Below are 19,282 nucleotides of genomic sequence, written 5' to 3' on the forward strand. Positions count from 1 at the left end.
CTCATTTTTTGATGATAAAATCAATATTAGCCGGGCTTACCCTTACTATTTTACAAAAAGGAGGGAAGCGTGTCAGTTGTACCGGTAGGGTTGAATAACCATGATCGCGCCAAAGATCAAGGTCGGCGGTAGCCTCAAAAAGGTCGTCACTCATATCCTTGTAGCGGTTTAACGATGTGGTAAATGTTACTTTTACTTTTTGAGGAAACACCTTAACGTTGTCGTAATTGTGGTTGTTGATGAGTTTAACCGGGATATCCAAAGTTTTCTCGGTAAACTCGTCCACCGGGACAATCACCTGTACATTTTTGGGGTATATGGTTAAATTGCCTTCGCTTACAGGCTGTAAATTAATTCGAGTGATGATGGTTTCATTTACATCGGCGGCTTTTATAGAATCAGTTTTCCATTCGCCTATTTTTTGCAGCCTATCGGCAGGGCCGCTTATGGTCACATAGGCAGGTTTAATAGATACGTTGCCCGATATGGCAAACTGTTTTTGATATTCAATACCTAACAAAGCCCTTACAGGTACTTTTTTGGTAAGCCGGTTGGTAAAATCAAAATACAGTGTGTCGGGGTCGATAGCTGTAATTTGTTGGTTAGCGTCCCGCTTTGAATTGATAACCTTTAGCTGAGAACTAAGCACAACATAGTTGCGGGTGTCCAGCGGTGCCAAATCAACAATAATGGGTTTGTTTTCGGGCTTCAATTTCGAAAACAGCATTTGCCAGCCCGTACCCTGTATGGTAGCTTTCACACTATCGGCCTGTAATGGGTGGAAAGCACGTTTTTGCGGCGAGTTTTTGTAAACAAGGGCTTCATTAACCGCAAAAGGCAACGGGCTCGATAGCGTTGTAAAAATCCAGGCAACAATGGCAAGCCCAAGGCAGGTAAAAAATACTGATAGCCGCCGCCGTTCTGTTGTGGATAGTTTTACTATTGCCATGTTGTTGAGGTTGTTATTGAGGTTAAAGGGTAAAGGCGAAAGGTTAAAGGTAAATGTTCACAGGTTGAACTGCTAACTACCAATCGCCTTTCGCCTTATTATTTAGATTAAGGATAAGACACCTTTATCCTTTTAGCTTTTACCTTTCGCCTTTAACGTTTATCCTTTCACCTACTTAACTACAGCCGGTGTATTCAATGCTTTTGATGCATCTAATGATATTGCCGATTTATCGAAACGGATTTTTCCGTTTTCAACTTCAACTAAAAAAGTACTATCATTAAGGTCGATGATGCGGCCATGTATGCCTGCTGTGGTTACCACTTTGTCGCCTTTTTTAAGTTCATCTACGTATTTTTTTTGGTCTTTTTGTTTCTTAACCTGTGGGCGTATCATGAAAAAATAAAACACTACGATAATTAATACCATAGGTATTAACGTACCGTAGCTACCAAAAGCACCGCCTGCAGCGGCCTGTAAAAAAATTGTTGCTATCATTGTTTAAATTAATTGAAATTATTTGGTTAAAACCTCGCCAATAAGGTGTACCATAGTTTGGGCCGGTACAGTATTGGCAGTAACCGTAATTTGTTTATCCTGCAAGCCGGTTTTGCCTGCACTATTAAAAGTAACCTTTATAATGCCGCTTTCGCCTGGTTTAACAGGAGCTTTAGGCCACTCCGGAATGGTACAGCCGCAGGTAGCATGCGCCTCGCTGATGATGAGGGGTGATTTGCCTGTATTGGTGAATTTAAAATCGTAGTTAACCTTATCGCCGGTTTTTATCTTGCCAAAATCATGGCTTTCTTTTTCAAACTTCATTACCGGCGCGTTAGCCGCGTTGGCTGTAGTTGTGGCTGTGCTATCGGTTGTAGCCGCAGTACTGCCGGTTTTTGATTGGTTACAGGCCGATAATAGTAAACCTGCTGCTACTAAGCTTAAAAACAGTTTCTTCATTTTATATAGTCGGTTTTTATTTTAAATCTGTTAAAAATCGGGTGTTAAATTTTGCCACTTAAAACCCAATACTTATAACTCAAAACTATTCAATCAATCCTCTGCCAATTTTTTTAATCTTGTTTTCGGCCTTAAGGTCTATCAAAATCTTGTCTAAGATACCGTTTATAAATGAATTACTCTTAGGTGTGCTAAACTCCTTTGAAATTTCAAGGTACTCGTTAATAGTAACTTTTACCGGGATCGAGGTAAAGTTCACAAACTCGGTAATGGCCATTTTCATCAGCAGGGTATCCATCATCGCAATACGGTCTGGTTCCCAATTGGTTGTTTTGGCGGCTATCAATTCCTGGTAAGGTTTATCAAAACGGATGCTTTTTGCAAAAAGGTCAACTACAAATTCGCGGTCTTCGGTCCAGTTACCGGTAATTTCGGCAAGGTGGTTTTGTTTAAAATCTTCGCTGCTAAAGTTTTTAAATGTTTTGGCAATCAAAGCTTGCAAAACATCTCTGTCTACCGGCCAAAAAATGAATTTATCCTCAAAAACCTGCTCGGCCAATGATGATTTTAAAATCACTTTTTTGAAAATAAATTTAATGATGTCTTTATCCGTTTGGATGGTGTCGTCGGTTTTGGCCAGGTATTCTGCATACTCGGGCGATTTTTTAAGGGTGGTGAACAGAGTTTTAGCCAGTTCGGGTTCAAAACCCCAGTCAACCTTGTATTTTTTTGAGGCGATAAGATAATCCCGGTTATCATTCAGGGAGAGGATAAACCTGTTGCTGACAATTTTAGTATTGGCATTCAGGTCTTCGGCGGTGGGTAAATGTTTGTTGGCGCGCTCCTCTTTATCATTTGCGGCATAATTAGCCACCTCTGAAATGAGCGATAACATCCAGATATACATTTCAAAAACTTCATCTATGCTTCCCAGCATGTTTTTTTCATACTGTTTAATGTCGGTGGTTTCCGATTGGTGGAACGCGTATAATGCCTGTAGTACTTTTACCCGTAGGTGCCTTCTGTTTAACATGTGTAAGAACGATTTGGCCGGCCAGATGGCCAGCGGTTTAAACTATAATTAATATGACGATTTTACTTTTTTAATATCCGTAATTCTTTTTTCTGCTATTTTATTTGCTGCTACGATAGTTGAAATGTTTTCGAGTTTCGAAAGCTTTAAAATATTGCGCGTTACCTCGTAAATATTCTCGGTAAGCTGCATGGTACGTTTTTTACTGAAACCCATTAACTCCGAATAGCAATTAATAATGCCGCCGGCATTAATAACGTAGTCGGGCGCAAATAGTATATTTTTATTCAACAACATTTCACCATGAACCGATTCATCCAGTAACTGGTTATTGGCCGATCCGGCTATGATGCTACATTTTAACTTATTGATGGTTTGGGTATTTACCGTGCCACCCAGCGCGCAAGGTGCATAAATATCGGCATCGATATCAAAAATACTGTTGTTTGATACTGCTTCGGCTCCGTATTTTTTAGCTATTTGCCCAACGCGTTCCTCCTGGATATCGCTGATGTAAACTTTTACCTTCTCATCGCGCAGCAGGCGTACCAGGTGCTCGCCAACATGGCCCACGCCCTGTACTATTACAGATTTACCGGCCAGCGTATCGGTGCCAAATTGCTCTTTAACGCAGGCTTTTATCCCCATAAAAACACCCTGAGCTGCCACAGGCGACGGATCGCCACTGCCACCAAGAGTTTCCGGAATACCGGTAACATGCTGGGTTTCCATACGGATGTATTCCATATCGCGCGGATTGGTGCCCACATCTTCAGATGTAATAAATTCGCCGTTAAGATTTTTAATGAAGCGGCCAAATTTACGCATCAGCGCTTCTGTTTTATCCCGGCGCGAATCGCCGATGATAACCGAATAGCCGCCGCCCATATTAAGCCCTGCTATGGCGCATTTGTATGTCATGCTTTTGGCCAGGCGTAATACATCATTTAATGCATCGCCTTCAGTTTTATAACTCCACATGCGTGTGCTGCCAAAAGCAGGCCCAAGGGTGGTGTCATGAATAGCGATGATAGCTTTCAGATTGGTATCCGGATCGCTGCAAAACACCACTTTTTTATGCCCGAAAATTTCGAGTTGGCTGAAAATGGATTGTTGTGATTGTTGATCGGGCATTAGTTATACTATGGTAAATGTTTTAAGGCGGCACAAAAGTAGATGTTTTTTTGGTTACGGCAAAGTTTATTAAAGCCTAAAGTAGTTAGTTCATAGTCATAAGTTAAATAAGGGCCATTCAATTACCTGAAACGAAATGTTATTAATGCAAACTATGGTCAGCATGTACAAGGATAACCTAAGTTTCCCGAGGGCAATAGCTAAAGAATACTTGCAGTAACGCATTATACTTTATGTCGCAAATGCACCCCTAAATTGTCTGTAACAGCCCATCTTGAAAAGGATATTTAGTTTTAGGTTTGTATATTGATGGTCATTGCTTTGCGTTATTTGCTGTGCACCATTGCGTATGTTTCAAAACCCGGATTAATATGTTACTCCAAAACAAAAATGCTATTATATACGGTGCAGGCGGCTCACTTGGCGGTGCGGTTGCAAAAGCCCTGGCGGCGGCAGGTGCAAAAGTATTTTTAACGGGCCGTACGGTCGGCGCGCTGCGAATTGTTGCCGATGATATTATTGCCCTTGGCGGGCTTGCCGAAGTTGCGCAGGTAGATGCATTTAATGCTAACGCCGTTAAGCAACATATAGACACAGTTTTACAAATTGCAGGCACATTGGATATCTCTTTTAATGCCGTTGGGATTGATGTTAAACAGGGTGTTCCGCTGGTTGATTTATCGGCAGATGATTTTGTTAACCCTGTAACCGCTACCCTGCAAACCCGGTTTTTAACTGCTACTGCCGCAGGAAGGGTGATGATGGATCAGGGCTCGGGTGTTATCCTGTCGCTTACTGCAACGCCCGGTGGTATTGGTTATCCGTACACCGGCGGTTTTGCCGCTGCCTGCTGCGCGGTTGAAAGTTTTAGCTGTAACCTGGCATCCGAAGTAGGCCTGCATGGCGTGCGTGTAGTAAATATCCGCTCAGGCGGATCGCCAGACTCCAGGGTATTTGCGGATGCCATTGAAGATCGGCCGGAAGTAATGGCCACAGTATTGAAACAGATGAAGGCTGATACAATGCTGAAAAAGCTGCCGCTCATGGCTGATATTGCCAATACCGCCGTATTCCTGGCGTCAGATTTAGCGGGCAACATAACCGGTGTAACTATTGATGTAACCGGTGGCACCGCGGCGGCCCTCAACTATCGGTCGAACCCGGAAGTTCGGCAGGTGGCACGTCCCAAATTCGACAAAGACTAATAATCCAAAAGTTGGCTAATTTGATAACATAAAAAGTATTAAAAAAATGAAAGTAGTACGCGTACAATACACCACCCGGGCAGAGTTTGCAGCTATAAACCAGGCCAATATAGCAGGCGTTGTTGCCGAACTAAAGCAGTTAAACCATCCGGGTATCAAATACACCTGCTGGCTGCTGCCTGATGGCAAAACCTTTATGCATTTTGATCAGCTGGAAAATGAAGAAGCCCACCAGGTGCTGCAATCATTGGCCTCATTCAAAAAATTTGCCGATGAACTTTGGGCAAGCGGACTGGAAGTAGAGCCGGTATTGGAACTGTTGAATTTGGTGGCATCAACAGAGACTTATTTTGGGTGATCGGTGCTGATTGCCGTTGGCCCGCGATAGTATCTCATTTCGCTAATGTGCCGAAAAAACCTGTGTCCAATACTTCCCGCTGGTGGCTACACCCATTTGGGTAAAATCGCCATTCATAATGTTTTGGCAGTGGCCGGGGCTTTTAATCCAGCCAACCATTACATCAGCCTCATTGGCATAACCTTCGGCAATATTTTCGCCGTAGGTAGAGAAAATATAATTTAGGCTCATCAGCCTGTCGCCGGTGTTGGTACCATCGCTGCCGGTATGGCTAAAGAATTGTTTCTCGTCCATATCATTACTGTGCCTTTGAGCGGCTACCTGTAGGGTATCGTTCCAAACAACGGGGTTAACCGGCGGATAATAAACAGTACCACAGGTGCAGCCCGACGCCCGGTAGTTGTTCACCAAATCCAATAATTTAGCTTTCGACGGATTATCGGGTGCCAGCACAGCCTTTCGGCAGGCGGTCCCCTGTACAATCACGCATACAAGGGGAAGTATCAGTTTCTTAACAATATTCAGCATGCCAGGTTTACCGGTAATAAGCCCCCAATTTAATTTAAAATAAGTTAATAACAACGGTGCCGGGAGTTATTGCGACAGTAATGTCAAGCTCTTTATTCTTTTAAAATAAACAAAGGAGCTACAACCTAAAACCATTGGCATGAAATTTAGACTGTCTGATATATATAACCAATGCCATGAGCAAGAATATACTAATTGTCGACGATGACTCCGAAATGGTTGAACTCATTTGCCTCATACTGATGGAAGAAGGCTACAATGTTTGGACGCTTACCAGCGGCGAAATGATTGAACAGACGATGGATACTTTTAAACCCGACCTGATCCTGATGGATGTAATGCTGGCCGGCCTGGATGGTCGTGAACTGTGCAAAAACCTAAAGGAAAGTGCCGAAACCAATCATATCCCGATAATCCTGATTTCCGGCTCGGACGAATTGCGCCTGGATGGCTACGAAAATAGCGCTCCTGACGATTTTATCCCCAAACCTTTTGATATCGATTCGTTACTGCAAAAAGTAGGTAACCAGTTGGCGGCTTAGGGTATAAAGGTTTGCATTCCCCTGCCAAATATACCTATCCGATTGTTAAATTTGTGGACTAAAAAATGGTCAGCAAAATAGGTTTTGGCGGAAGTTGCCACTGGTGCACCGAAGCTATTTTTTTATCGTTAAAAGGAGTAACGGCTGTTAAGCAAGGCTGGATAGCTTCTGATGGCCAAAATTCCACTTTTAGCGAAGCCGTTATTGTTGAATTTGACCTGAATACGATATCATTACAAACGCTTATCGCTGTGCATTTACATACGCATAGCTGCACGGTAAACCATAGCATGCGGGCTAAATATCGGTCGGCGGTTTATACTTTTAATCAAACGCAGGCAACTATCGCCCAAAAAGCCATTGAAGCCCTACAGCCGGAATTTGAAAGTGTAATCATCACTAAAGTTATCCCATTCAAACGATTTCGGCTCAATAGCGATAATTACCTCAATTACTACTACAATAACCCCGATAAGCCTTTTTGCCATAATATAGTGAACCCCAAATTGAGGGTGCTGCTGGCACGTTTTTCAAATGAGGCAGATGTCGGCAAACTAATACACCTTTGAAGTCGGCCTCACACCTAAGTATTCAGTCTTGATACCTGATACTCGCTACTTGATACTCCTTCCCAAATTTGGCACATTTGTTAAAATTGAATTGCCATGAGTTTTAGCCTCGAGTCGCCGCGCCTTATTATCCGTGCCTTTATACCTGCCGACGAAGCGCCATATGTAAACATACATATGGACCCGGTAGTGAATGTATATTTACCCGTACGCACGGCCGAACAATATAGCGAGTTGCTAAGGCTAAGCATGGCACAGCCCGATGCCGCGCTTAACCGCTGGGCTATCATTGAACGCGAAACCGGCAATTTTATGGGTAGCTGCCTGCTGCGCGAGTTTAATGTGGGTGATGATACCGTTATTGAACTGGGCTACAGCCTGGCTACACCTTATTGGGGCAAAGGCTATGCTACCGAAATGGCAAAGCTGGTGGTTGACTATGCTTTTACTATGCCCCAAACCCAAAAAGTAGTGGCCGTTACCGACCAGGAAAATAAGGGCTCGCAAACGGTGCTGCTCAAAAGCGGCTTTAGCTACCGGGGGCTGGTTGACAGGTATGAAGGGCTTACCCTGTCGTCTTTCGAATATCCGAAGAAGTAGCCTTTAGTCGAAAGTCTTAGGTACCAGGTCAAAGGGGATAAATTTAAACTTTTGACTTGAGGTTTAGTACTATTTACTTAACTCACCTGCTCCAACGGCAATTCGGTTACCGTTGTAGCCCGGTCATAAAACCCTTTAAGCAATTTTGTTACCTGTCTTTTCAGCTGCACCGCCTGTTTCTTGAGCAGCGCTACCGCGGTTTCGCCCTGTGTGGCTTCGGCGGCAAAAAGGTCGATAGTTACACTGTTATCGTGCCAGTTGCCAACCGCGTTTTGTACTTGTTCCAGGTAGTCTTCGTTAAATGGCATGTCAAGGTGGTCCCTTACAAGTCGGTAATTGTAAATCAGTATTTTAATTTGCTTGCGGCTGGTGTGCAAATCTTCGGCGAAACGATGTGTTTGCAAACCGGCAGTAATGCTTTCCAGTTGCTGTTGATAATATAAACCGATGTGTAGGTTTTTTAATTTGGGGATACGTTTTTTTACCTTACGCCGCGCCTTGCGGATGGTAGCCAGGAATTGTGCCCCCTGTGCTTTAAATTGCCCGGCTAAAGTGTCCATTAACTGTTCCTGGGTTTGTATAAAATCCAACTTTATGGCTTGCTGGCCTTTGGCCAACTGAATATTAATGTAAGCGTTGCGTATCTCACCGGCCTGTTTAAAAATTTCGCGCACCGGTTTAAATAGTTTGATTGGGTTATGGTCGTTTTTAACACTTTCGGTCAAAGTAAAAAACGCCCTTAGTTTTTTTACCCCTGTGCGAAAATGGTGCAAGCTTTCCTGGTCGCCGGTTTTTATAAAGGCTTTTAAATGATGTGTCATGGAGCGCCATTCCTGCTCCATGTATTTCTTTTCGTCCTTTTTTTTCATTTGGTAATCCGGGTTTAATACGGCCTTTAATAACAGGGGTAAATTTGTATACTACCTGTATGTTTCAATTGCATGGTTTTGATTGCAATATGAGATGTTTTTTTTGAAACTTTTTAAACTTAAAAATGTCTTTTACATACAATTACTATTAAAATGAAAGCTTTTGAAATTCGTGTTGGCCAGGGCCAGCGGCTGTTAAAATTCCAACCGCAGGATAAAGTTAATCAATTTAAGATTTACGCGGCCGATAAGGCCGAAGATTGGATAGGTTATGAACAATCGCGGTCTGTAGATGTGCCACAGGATGGCTTGCTGGGTACTATTACAGTATATAGCGATCATCATTTCGATTTTGATGGGCCGGGTGCTTTCACCGGCCAGGATTTGTTAAGCATTGCGGCGCAGATTGTAAAGCATCCACAGTTTAAGGCCGAATAAAAAATACAAAAACAGGATAAGCGTTTTTTAAATTATATAAGCCATGAGTAAGAAAAGAACAATGCCTAACGAGCCCGACGAAATGCCGGTTAATCCCGAAAGGCCCGAAATAAGGCAGCCAACCGACCCCGGTGAACCTGATATGCCCGAAGAAGGTCCGGAAAATATACCAAATGAACTGCCGCCCGATGAAACCGAACAGCCCGAGTTAAACCCGGATGAGTTTGAGAAATAACAACAATATTAACAGGATAATGAGTGAAATTTAACTAACCTTTATTTCATTCATTATTTTAATAATACCTTTGACCAATAATTACAGCAGGGGCTAAATGAAAAAAATCTGTGCTTTGGCTTTTACCGCGTTTTACCTGTTATTAACAACAGGTGCTTATGCCTGCCTTTTGCATTGTACAGCCAGTTACCTGTTTACTAATATGGCCGCGTCCCGGCAAATGCACCAACCACATCATGACGAGGGTAAAGATCAGGACAAAGATGATGACTGCAAAAGTGGCGACTGCAGTTGTTGTTACCACCACGGTACTTATGTGGTAAAGGAAAATTTTAGTTCCAATTTTGATTTTCAGTTTTCAATTGGCCAGGCGGCAGTAATGTTACCTGTTAAAGTACACCTGTTTTACGTGCCGCAGATAATAGCCAAAACAAGAAACTGGCCAAGGGCCACCGGGCCACCGTTTGTGGCATCGCAACCCATTTATATTTATAACAAAACTCTTCTTATCTGATTCGGGCTTTTGCCGTACCCACCGGCCTTGGTTTTTATTGCCCGATTTTTTGCCCGAATTAAGTTGAAATTGCCGCCATTAATGCATTTGTGTTTGACATTTGCCTGTTCGCCAATCTGGTTTTAACCTGCGGCAAAATCAATAAATAACATAACTTAAAAACCAAATACTGTAAAAGATTAAGCTGACCTCAGGTTAAATTTGTACTGAAAATAAAAAGGAAAGCTTTTTAACAACAATTTAAAATACTGCCGAAACAAGTGTTAAGGCAGGTGATCTGTTTATATTAAATTACTAAAATCATGAAAAAGATATTTTTATTGGTTGCTTTAGTTGCAACCGCATTTACTCAACAACTTTTTGCACAGGATAACAAAGCAACGGCGCTTAGCCCATTGCTATCATCTTACTATGGCGTTAAAGATGCATTAGTAAAATCAAACACCGCAGATGCCGCTGCCAGTGCCGGCGAATTTTTAAAAGCTGTTAACGGGGTTGATGTAAAGTTGCTGCCCGCTGCAGATGCTGCCGCTTTTAAGCCTTTGCAGGAAAAACTGGCTTTTGATGCCAGGCACATATCCGAAAGTAAGGACATTGCCCATCAAAGGGAACATTTTGCCAATTTTTCTGCAAACTTCTTTAAACTGGCCAAGGCCGTAAAACTAACTGATAAGCCTGTTTACTATGCCTATTGCCCCATGAAAAAAAGCTACTGGCTATCGGCAGATGAAGCTATTAAAAACCCTTATTATGGCAATATGATGCTTACCTGCGGCAAGGTTAGTGAAACCATTAGCCCTGCAACAAAATAATTATTAAATGCTGCCGGATAATTCCGGCAGCTTATTTTTTATTATGAAAAGATCCACAGTAATTTTATTGAGTTTCTTTTTGTCTTTTTCGGCCTATGCACAGCATATGGCTATGAAAATGGACGAAAAGGAGCCGCGCAAACCCTTTTACACCAAAGTGGGCAATCGCGAAATTTATCATTTGTACATTGCCGATACTACCGTAAACTACACCGGCAAAGCAAGGCCCGCCATGGCCATTAACGGCAGCATACCTGCCCCTGCATTGGAGTTTACCGAGGGTGATACCGCCGAAATATATGTGCATAACCAAATGATGATGGAAACCTCTATCCACTGGCACGGGCTTATATTGCCCAATCGTTATGATGGCGTTTCGTACCTTACCACCGCGCCAATTGAGGCCGGGCAAACTCATTTTTACAAGTTCCCGCTGGTGCAGCATGGCACCTATTGGTACCACTCGCATACCATGACACAGCAGCAAAGTGGTATGTATGGGGCTTTTATTATCCATCCCAAACAGCCAGCCGAACAAAAGGAGTACACCTTGCTGCTGAGCGATTGGACCAATGAAAACCCCGACCAGGTAGAACGATCATTACATAACCAAACCGATTGGTACAGCATTCGTAAAGGCAGTACCCAAAACTATGCGGAAGCTGTGGCCGAAGGGCATCTTAAAACCAAGCTAACCAACGAATGGAAGCGAATGGTGGCCATGGATGTAAGCGATGTTTATTACGATCGTTTTTTTAGCAATGGCAAAGCAGTTAATAACGCCCCCCGGTTTAAAAAGGGCGACAAAGTGAAACTGCACATCATTAACGGCAGTTCATCAACCTATTTTTGGCTAAAGTATGCTGGCGGCAAAATTACCGTTGCGGCTAATGACGGCGAGGATGTGCAACCGGTACCTGTTGACAGGCTGATTATAGCCGTAGCCGAAACTTATGATGTGATAGTTACCATCCCCCAAGACGGCAGCTTTGAATTTTTGGCGACTTCCGAAGATCGCACCCGCTCAACCTCATTATGGCTCGGTAGCGGCACGCAGTTTAAAGCCAAACCCTTGCCCAGGCTCAAATATTTTGAAGGCATGAAGATGATGAACGACATGATGGGGATGGATGGCAACATGAAAAAAATGGATGGCATGGTGATGACCAACCAGGTAATGGACATGAATACCGTAATGTATCCCGAAATAACAGGGGATGGAGCAGCCGCAAAAGATACGAGTGCAACCGAAAAAAAAATGAGCGATATGCCTGGTATGGATATGGGGGGCAGCACCGATATAGTTACCCTAAATTATGGAATGTTAAAGGCCATTAAACCAACCAATTTACCTGCCGGCCCGCTAAAGATTTTGCATTTTAACCTTACCGGTAACATGAACCGTTACGTTTGGACGATAAACAATAAAACGGTTTCCGAATCGGATAAGATCCTGATCAAAAAAGGAGAAAATGTTCGCATTATCCTGTACAACAACACCATGATGCGCCACCCCATGCATTTGCACGGACATTACTTTAGGGTACTAAACGGGCAGGGCGATTATTCGCCGTTAAAAAACACGCTGGATATTATGCCGATGGAAACTGATACCATTGAGTTTGCGGCTACGGCAAGCGGCGATTGGTTTTTTCATTGCCATATCCTTTACCATATGATGAGCGGTATGGGCCGTATATTCAACTATGAAAATTCGCCGCCTAACCCCGAACTGCCCGACCCGGCAAGCGCCATAAAAAAGATATATGCCGATGACCGCCGCTTTTTTCCGGCCGCTAAAATAGGCTTGGAAAGCAATGGCAGCGACGGTACCGTTAGCATAGCCAATACCCGGTGGAAATTATCAACTCTATGGCACCTGGGCGTAAACAACCGCAAAGGCTATGAAAGTGAAACCATGGCAGGCCGCTATTTTGGGCAAATGCAATGGCTGTATGCATATGCAGGGTTTGATTACCATTACAAAAACACAAACGATCAGGAAAAAAACCTGTTTGGCCAGCAAAGCAATAAAAACAACCGCCATACCGTAGTTGCAGGGGTATCATACATATTGCCCATGTTGTTTGTTGCAGATGCCCGTGTGGATGGCAATGGCAAATTCAGGTTTCAATTGGGGAGGGAAGATATCCCTTTAACCAGCCGCTTAAGGTTTACGCTTATGGGTAACACCGATAAAGAGTACACAGTTGGTATGCGGTATATTTTTACCAAATATTTCTCTTTATCATCGCATTACGATAGCGATATGGGCCCTGGCGGCGGGTTAACAATAACTTATTAAAATATAGATTAATATAATGATTTTGATCACATATCAGCGTGTTGATGGTCATTTGACCAGGGCTTGAAATAGAGGAGATTTGAATAAATTAAATTTCACAATTATGAAAAAGCTACACTTCCTTTTATTCATATTAACCATCACCGCGGCGGTTACGGTTAATGCCCAGGTTAAAAAAGATACAACTTTTAAAATTATCATTACCGATAAGGGATGGATCAGGGATGCAGGGGGCACTCAATTAGGCCATATTGATAAAGACAATATTGTGCGCAACAATAAAGGGCAAAAACTATATTTTATTGATGCCGGCGGTAACGTGATTGACGCTAACGGGAAAAAGTTGGGGACGGCAAAAAAGAACGGCTCCTACTATAATATCAATGGCGAAAATGTGCTGAATACCAAAGATCTGGATAAAGAAAAATGCGCCATTTTAGATCCAAAGGGGCATAACTTCGGCACGGCTCACCAGAATTATAAATTGCACGCATGTGCCGCACATTGTTATTTCCTGGAGCAGGAGAAGAAAAAGGCTGAGGCAAAAAAAGCCAAGGTTTAACAGTCTTTTTTTTTAACACGCGTTAGGAAATATTCGGGTTGGGTTTCGGTAAGCTCAGCCCCGGCTTGTTGAAATGATCTGTATAGGTTACAACTATAAAACTTAAAAGCTAAAGATGGTGTATTACGGAATTTATGGAGGAATGCACCTCATATGGTGGATTGTTTGGATGGTATTACTGTTCTGGATATTTGCAACGCCCTATGATATTCCAGGGCAGCGGAGGCGAAAAGATACACCGCTGGGTATTTTGCAAAAGCGGTTTGCCGCAGGCGAGATAACTGCCGAAGAGTACAAGGAAAAGAAAAATATACTCCAAAAAGACAAGGCTGATTAATATGGAGATGAACAAAATGCAGGAGGGGATGGAGCATCATAAAATGCACGATAGGCATGATCAGCACATGGGAATGTCAGAACATGACCACCATGCCATGATGATTGCCGATTTTAAAAAAAGGTTTTACGTGGTATTGGCGCTTACAATCCCTATCATGTTGTTATCAACCATGATCCAGCATTTTATGGGGGTTAGCTGGCAGTTTAAAGGTTCATCCTACATTTTGTTTGCCTTATCGTCGGTGGTGTTTGTATATGGCGGCTGGCCTTTTTTAACAGGTTTGGTAAGCGAGGCAAAAGCCAGAAATCCGGGGATGATGTTCCTGATAGGTTTTGCTATTACGGTGGCCTATAGCTACAGTGTGGCAATCGTTTTCGGTCTTAAGGGGATGGATTTTTTTTGGGAATTGGCTACCCTTATCCTCATTATGCTTTTAGGGCATTGGATAGAAATGCGATCGGTAATGGGGGCGTCAAATGAACTTGAGCTGCTGGTTAAGCTCATGCCGGCAGATGCGCACATGGTAATGCCCGGTATGGTGCATGATGTAAAAACAGATACATTAAAAGCCAATGATATTATCCTGGTAAAACCCGGAGAAAAAGTAGCGGCAGATGGTATTATACTGGAAGGCGAAAGCTACCTCAATGAATCTATGCTCACAGGCGAATCAAAGCCGGTACAAAAAGTAAAGGGTGATAAAGTGATAGCCGGTTCCATCAACGGCAACGGGTCGTTTAAAGTAACGGTTTCACACGCCGCCAAAGATTCTTATTTATCGCAGGTTGTTAAGTTGGTTGACGATGCGCAAAAGTCAAAATCCCAAACGCAGTTACTGGCCGATACTGCTGCAAAATGGTTAACAATTATAGCCCTGATTACAGGTATCGGCACATTTATGTACTGGTTTTTAACGGGGCAAACAATTGCCTTCGCCATGGAACGGATGGTAACCGTCATTGTTATTTGCTGTCCGCATGCTTTAGGGCTGGCTGTTCCGCTGGTGGTAGCCAAATCAACAGCATTATCGGCCAAACATGGCCTGCTTATTAAAAACCGAACCGCTTTTGAAAATGCCCGTAAAATAACCACCGTAGTATTTGATAAAACAGGCACACTTACCGTGGGCAAGTTTGAGGTATCCAAGGTGGTTTCGTTTAATAAAGAAATCAAACAGGACGACCTCATCCGCCTGGCTTCTGCCTTAGAACAAAACTCCGAGCACCCTATAGCCACGGGCATCCTGCAAAAAGTTAAAGACTCAAAAATTACCATCCCGCAGGCACAAAACTTTAAGGCCATAACCGGCCAGGGTGTTGAGGCAACGGTAGATGGGAAAAAAATATTGGTGGTTAGTCCGGGTTATTTAAAAGAAAATAAGCTGGCCGTTCCCGGTGAATATAATGCCAACGATACCGAAACGGCGGTATTTGTAATGATTGACCGGCAATTGGCCGGGTATATTGCCTTATCGGACGAGATCCGCCCCGAATCGGCAGATGCCATTAAAACCTTGAAGCAGGAAAACATTAGGTCTGTTTTGTTAACCGGCGATAACAATAAAGTGGCGGCAAGTGTAAGCAAAACTTTAGGTATGGATAGTTTCATCGCCGAAGTATTACCCCATCAAAAATTAGATAAAATTAAAGAACTGCAAAGCAAAGGCGAATTTGTGGCCATGACTGGTGATGGTGTTAACGACGCCCCCGCGCTGGCCCAGGCTGATATTGGCATCGCCGTTGGCTCGGGCAGCGATATTGCTGCCGAAACTGCCGGCATTGTACTGGTGAACAGCAACCCGAAAGACATTGTAAGCCTGATACTGTTTGGCAAGGCAACCTATCGTAAAATGATCCAGAATTTGATTTGGGCAACCGGGTATAACATTGTGGCGCTGCCCCTGGCTGCGGGTGTGCTATATAGCCAGGGTATTCTTTTAAGCCCGGCAGCGGGGGCGGTGTTAATGACGGTAAGTACCGTGGTTGTAGCTATAAATGCAGGTATGCTGAAAGTGAAAGAATAACAAACCCTAAACCAAGCTCCATCAATAAGCAAAATATTAACCAATATAAACCACCAGAAAAATGAAAAGAATGATGATTGCCCTGATTGCTGTTACCTTAAGTTGTAGCGCTATGGCACAAACCAAAACAACAGACACTACTATGCACAAGATGTCGCATAAAATGTCGCACAAAATGTCGCACAAATCAATGCACAAGATGTCGCACATGTCGATGGATAAAATGCACGATTGTGTAATGATGAAAGATGGTAAAATGATGACCATGATGAATGGCAAAACCATGCCCATGACCGAAGCTAAAACCATGACAAACGGTACCATTGTTGAGGCCGATGGAACCTGTAAAATGAAGGGCGGCAAAACTATGAAGCTAAAAGAAGGCCAGTGTGTAATGATGAACGGCGAGATGCCAAAAATGCGGATGAAAAAAGATACTGCAGGGCACAAAATGTAGACTGGATTTAAAGAGCGGCTTATCGTTATTTGGTAAGCCGTTTTTTTGTGCCCGGCTGGGCACAAACTGCAGGTAATAATTCGGAATATTTTGTTTTACTTAAAAATATTAACCATCAGTGGTGTACCACCCCGTACCAGGGTGTTTCAGGGTGTACCAGGGTGTTTCACCCCGTACCAGGGTGTCTCGTCCGTACCGGTACAGTACACTTTGGTATGTCTCGTCCTAAAAAAAAGTTTACAGTTTGTCTTGTGTTATGCGGGTTTTCAATGAGTTAAAAAAAAAGACTTCGGCGGGCCACTTATTCTTTTGTGTAATGTGATATTATTGACAGCTGTAAGTCGGCATATGTTCAATTACCAGGACAATTCAGTATATTAATTAGCTTTTTTGTGTGATTAAACCATTAATAATTAAGCCGATGTTAGCACCATCATCTTAATTAAAAACCTAAAATAATGGCAAAAAAATATCACCAGGTTAATTTAAATAATAACAGGTTGGCTTTTGCATTTGTTGTTTTCACGTTATTGTTTTCAAATGTGCTTTTTGCAACTACTATTACGGTATCTTCAATTGCTGGTTTGCAAAAGGCCATCAATTTAGCTAAGCCTGGCGATCGGATTTTGTTGGCCGATGGCGTTTATACAACAACAGAAGATATTATTGTGAGCAATAAAGGTACCGAAAAGGAACCCATAACCATTGCCGCCCAAAGCCTGGGCCGGGCCGAAATTAGCGGACAAGGGGGCTTTAGCCTGATGAATCCGGCTGCATATATTACTATCCGCGGCTTTAAATTTACACACGTGGCGGGCCGCGCTAAAACTGGTATAGGCACAAACCATTGTAGGTTTACCCAAAATATTTTTGAAAACCCGGGCGATGGCGAGGAGCTTACCGTGGCCGGCAGCGACCACGAAATTGACTATAACACTTTTCAAAATAAAAATGCTATGGGACGCTTTATAGCAATCCGTGGCGAGGGGAAGCAAATTGCCGAAAGATTGCACATCCACCATAATTATTTTAACAATTTTGCAAGCCAGGGGGGTAAAAATGGCGCCGAAGCACTTCAGTTTGGCTTAAGCGGATTTAGCTTATCATCAAGTAATAGTATAGTTGAATATAATTTATTTGAAAAATGTGAAGGCGAGAATGAATTGATTTCGGTTAAAGCTTCGGCGGTAACGCTTAGGTACAATACCATTCGTGATTGCCCTGCACAGTTTACTTTACGGCACGGTAACAAAAGTTTGGTTTACGGCAATTATTTCTTCAATACACCGGGTCTTCGCATTTTTGGCGACGACCACCTGATTTTTAGTAATTATTTTGAAAACTGTAGCTCGGCTATTGTGGTTGGCAACGGCGATGGGGAAGTAGCTGATGGTGCACTGCTAACCGCACATGACCGGCCCGATAGGATATTGATTGGATTTAACACCCTGGTTGATAATAAGCAAAATATTATTCAAACAGAACGTAAGAATGGAATGGGGGCCACATATGTTTCGATAGTTAACAACATTATCCAGGGAGGGGGAGCAGCGGCAACTATTTCGGGGCCTTATACCAACCCGCAATGGGCAGGCAATATTTTGTACAATGTAAAAGATGCAGGCAATATACCGGCTGAAGGCTATAAAACAGTTGACCCAAAATTGCTTAAAACATCTTCAGGTACTTATCACGTACAAACCGGCAGCCCTGCCATCGATCAGGCAACTGCATCTTATCCCGAGGTTAAGGTTGATATGGACGGGCAGCCCCGCATTGCACCTTTCGATATTGGTGCAGATGAACTTAGCACGGCAACGGTTAATGCCCATGTTCTTAATGTCGCCGATGTAGGTTATAACGCTAAGCATTAAGCATAAGCGGACTTCCTAATTTAATCCTAAATGTCTCTTTGCATTATAAGAGATTAAATAATCGGGGTCGTTAATGTATTTTTTAATAAAAGCATCTGTCTTATTATCATTGAAGCTTTTTAAGTAAACAAATGCCGGTATTTTTTGATACTTATCATTAAATGTTAAAAATAGATCGATGGCTATATCGACCATTGCGTAATCTAAACTGATTTTAAAAATTGAAGTTGCAATTATCAATTTGACGAAATTATCAGGAGAGGTTATTAATAAATTATTCAATACAGGCAGGGATTTAGTTGATTTCATATAGGCCAATGTTTCAACTATTAATGTGTCGGCTGATTTTTTTTCAATTAATTTTTCCATTAACAATGATTCTACAAGCAGTCGTTCAGAATAACTTAACTGATCAATTATATGCATATTCGTAAAGCCTTCCCTATGCTGCCAATCTGACGGAGGAATAATTTGATTGATAAGTTGCGCTATTTCCATATGTTAATTTATTGCGATATCCGGGAGTTGTCTATTCAATGCTTTGTATGTCGTTGACCAAGGGCCAAAAGGCTAAAATTCTGTGCGGCAGCGATAAACGGCTACTCAGCTGGCGCAATTACTTAGTGGTTACAAAATGGATATTCGAAACTTTGGACTACATTCTTTCTGAAAATTTTAACTGTTAACTCCCCCTTTGCCTTAGAAATACTGTCGTTTAGTAAGCTATATTTCCAAAGTTGTTTTTTGATCGGAACACATGTGCATAAGTCTTTAATGGTATCGATGTTGTTCCCATGCTTTATTACAATATCCGCAAAACAAGGAGGGGTATCTATCTTTTCTACAATTATCCCATTAAACGATTTATCACGTTTCTCATCAATATCAGGTCCACAACCCAATATATAGACCAGCAATATTAAACCAACATTTTTCGCGATAGCTTCTATTTTTTTCATATTACCTATTGCCTAAGTT

At 42.6% G+C, this 19,282-nt stretch carries 24 protein-coding genes; 15 read left to right on the forward strand and 9 right to left on the reverse strand.

Annotated elements, in window-relative coordinates; genetic code table 11:
• Position 1: 1 nt before the first annotated feature.
• From ACFGVS_RS28915 to ACFGVS_RS28935, 5 genes are all read right to left on the reverse strand, one after another.
• The gene (locus tag ACFGVS_RS28915; protein ID WP_090644470.1) at positions 2–949 is read right to left on the reverse strand and encodes a CdaR family protein; all 948 of its coding nucleotides are present in this window, start codon (positions 947–949) and stop codon (positions 2–4) included.
• A gap of 171 nt (positions 950–1,120) precedes the next feature.
• Positions 1,121–1,447: a preprotein translocase subunit YajC gene (gene yajC, locus ACFGVS_RS28920; RefSeq protein ID WP_439696602.1), complete on the reverse strand. Its 327-nt coding sequence runs from the start codon at positions 1,445–1,447 to the stop codon at positions 1,121–1,123.
• An 18-nt stretch (positions 1,448–1,465) separates the two neighbouring features.
• Positions 1,466–1,906, reverse strand: coding sequence for a DUF1573 domain-containing protein (locus ACFGVS_RS28925; protein WP_439696603.1), 441 nt, complete (start codon positions 1,904–1,906; stop codon positions 1,466–1,468).
• A gap of 85 nt (positions 1,907–1,991) precedes the next feature.
• Positions 1,992–2,939, reverse strand: coding sequence for a transcription antitermination protein NusB (locus tag ACFGVS_RS28930; protein WP_439696604.1), 948 nt, complete (start codon positions 2,937–2,939; stop codon positions 1,992–1,994).
• Positions 2,940–2,987: 48 nt separating this feature from the next.
• Entirely contained in the window at positions 2,988–4,073 is a 1,086-nt protein-coding gene (locus tag ACFGVS_RS28935; RefSeq protein WP_090644484.1) for a Glu/Leu/Phe/Val family dehydrogenase, read from the reverse strand.
• 371 nt (positions 4,074–4,444) lie between these two features.
• Here ACFGVS_RS28935 and ACFGVS_RS28940 point away from each other — a divergent pair, with 371 nt between their 5' ends.
• Positions 4,445–5,278 (forward strand): SDR family NAD(P)-dependent oxidoreductase, encoded by an 834-nt coding sequence (locus tag ACFGVS_RS28940; RefSeq protein WP_439696605.1) that lies wholly within the window; start codon positions 4,445–4,447, stop codon positions 5,276–5,278.
• A gap of 46 nt (positions 5,279–5,324) precedes the next feature.
• On the forward strand, positions 5,325–5,636 hold the full coding sequence (locus ACFGVS_RS28945) for a hypothetical protein (RefSeq protein WP_439696606.1): 312 nt from the start codon (positions 5,325–5,327) through the stop codon (positions 5,634–5,636).
• A gap of 42 nt (positions 5,637–5,678) precedes the next feature.
• On the opposite strand, the gene ACFGVS_RS28950 is transcribed toward ACFGVS_RS28945, so the two are convergent.
• The gene (locus ACFGVS_RS28950; RefSeq protein WP_143065399.1) at positions 5,679–6,164 is read right to left on the reverse strand and encodes a CAP domain-containing protein; all 486 of its coding nucleotides are present in this window, start codon (positions 6,162–6,164) and stop codon (positions 5,679–5,681) included.
• Positions 6,165–6,340: 176 nt separating this feature from the next.
• Between ACFGVS_RS28950 and ACFGVS_RS28955 the strand changes: the two genes are divergently transcribed.
• From ACFGVS_RS28955 to ACFGVS_RS28965, 3 genes are all read left to right on the forward strand, one after another.
• The gene (locus ACFGVS_RS28955) at positions 6,341–6,706 is read left to right on the forward strand and encodes a response regulator (protein ID WP_274209116.1); all 366 of its coding nucleotides are present in this window, start codon (positions 6,341–6,343) and stop codon (positions 6,704–6,706) included.
• A gap of 65 nt (positions 6,707–6,771) precedes the next feature.
• Positions 6,772–7,275: a peptide-methionine (S)-S-oxide reductase gene (locus ACFGVS_RS28960; protein WP_439696607.1), complete on the forward strand. Its 504-nt coding sequence runs from the start codon at positions 6,772–6,774 to the stop codon at positions 7,273–7,275.
• A 96-nt stretch (positions 7,276–7,371) separates the two neighbouring features.
• Entirely contained in the window at positions 7,372–7,875 is a 504-nt protein-coding gene (locus tag ACFGVS_RS28965; protein ID WP_439696608.1) for a GNAT family N-acetyltransferase, read from the forward strand.
• Positions 7,876–7,952: 77 nt separating this feature from the next.
• Here ACFGVS_RS28965 and ACFGVS_RS28970 read toward each other — a convergent pair whose 3' ends face one another.
• Complete coding sequence (locus tag ACFGVS_RS28970; RefSeq protein WP_439696609.1) at positions 7,953–8,744, reverse strand: CHAD domain-containing protein; 792 nt, start codon at positions 8,742–8,744, stop codon at positions 7,953–7,955.
• Positions 8,745–8,897: 153 nt separating this feature from the next.
• Here ACFGVS_RS28970 and ACFGVS_RS28975 point away from each other — a divergent pair, with 153 nt between their 5' ends.
• From ACFGVS_RS28975 to ACFGVS_RS29020, 10 genes are all read left to right on the forward strand, one after another.
• Complete coding sequence (locus tag ACFGVS_RS28975) at positions 8,898–9,182, forward strand: hypothetical protein (RefSeq protein WP_274209112.1); 285 nt, start codon at positions 8,898–8,900, stop codon at positions 9,180–9,182.
• Between the two features lie 43 nt (positions 9,183–9,225).
• Positions 9,226–9,417: a hypothetical protein gene (locus tag ACFGVS_RS28980; RefSeq protein WP_143065400.1), complete on the forward strand. Its 192-nt coding sequence runs from the start codon at positions 9,226–9,228 to the stop codon at positions 9,415–9,417.
• 97 nt (positions 9,418–9,514) lie between these two features.
• Positions 9,515–9,931: a hypothetical protein gene (locus tag ACFGVS_RS28985; protein ID WP_439696610.1), complete on the forward strand. Its 417-nt coding sequence runs from the start codon at positions 9,515–9,517 to the stop codon at positions 9,929–9,931.
• Positions 9,932–10,233: 302 nt separating this feature from the next.
• Positions 10,234–10,743: a DUF3347 domain-containing protein gene (locus tag ACFGVS_RS28990; protein WP_439696611.1), complete on the forward strand. Its 510-nt coding sequence runs from the start codon at positions 10,234–10,236 to the stop codon at positions 10,741–10,743.
• Between the two features lie 43 nt (positions 10,744–10,786).
• On the forward strand, positions 10,787–13,048 hold the full coding sequence (locus tag ACFGVS_RS28995) for a multicopper oxidase domain-containing protein (RefSeq protein ID WP_439696612.1): 2,262 nt from the start codon (positions 10,787–10,789) through the stop codon (positions 13,046–13,048).
• A 103-nt stretch (positions 13,049–13,151) separates the two neighbouring features.
• Complete coding sequence (locus tag ACFGVS_RS29000) at positions 13,152–13,610, forward strand: 5-fold beta-flower protein (RefSeq protein WP_274209108.1); 459 nt, start codon at positions 13,152–13,154, stop codon at positions 13,608–13,610.
• A 115-nt stretch (positions 13,611–13,725) separates the two neighbouring features.
• Positions 13,726–13,947: an SHOCT domain-containing protein gene (locus ACFGVS_RS29005; RefSeq protein ID WP_439696613.1), complete on the forward strand. Its 222-nt coding sequence runs from the start codon at positions 13,726–13,728 to the stop codon at positions 13,945–13,947.
• 1 nt (position 13,948) lies between these two features.
• Entirely contained in the window at positions 13,949–15,973 is a 2,025-nt protein-coding gene (locus tag ACFGVS_RS29010; protein WP_439696614.1) for a copper-translocating P-type ATPase, read from the forward strand.
• Between the two features lie 61 nt (positions 15,974–16,034).
• On the forward strand, positions 16,035–16,430 hold the full coding sequence (locus ACFGVS_RS29015) for a DUF6799 domain-containing protein (RefSeq protein WP_439696615.1): 396 nt from the start codon (positions 16,035–16,037) through the stop codon (positions 16,428–16,430).
• A 458-nt stretch (positions 16,431–16,888) separates the two neighbouring features.
• Positions 16,889–18,304 (forward strand): polysaccharide lyase 6 family protein, encoded by a 1,416-nt coding sequence (locus tag ACFGVS_RS29020; protein ID WP_439696616.1) that lies wholly within the window; start codon positions 16,889–16,891, stop codon positions 18,302–18,304.
• 15 nt (positions 18,305–18,319) lie between these two features.
• On the opposite strand, the gene ACFGVS_RS29025 is transcribed toward ACFGVS_RS29020, so the two are convergent.
• Entirely contained in the window at positions 18,320–18,802 is a 483-nt protein-coding gene (locus tag ACFGVS_RS29025) for a hypothetical protein (RefSeq protein WP_439696617.1), read from the reverse strand.
• 122 nt (positions 18,803–18,924) lie between these two features.
• Complete coding sequence (locus tag ACFGVS_RS29030; RefSeq protein WP_439696618.1) at positions 18,925–19,263, reverse strand: hypothetical protein; 339 nt, start codon at positions 19,261–19,263, stop codon at positions 18,925–18,927.
• Between the last annotated feature and the right edge of the window lie 19 nt (positions 19,264–19,282).

The organism is Mucilaginibacter sediminis (assembly GCF_051903035.1).
Taxonomy (GTDB): Bacteria; Bacteroidota; Bacteroidia; order Sphingobacteriales; family Sphingobacteriaceae; genus Mucilaginibacter.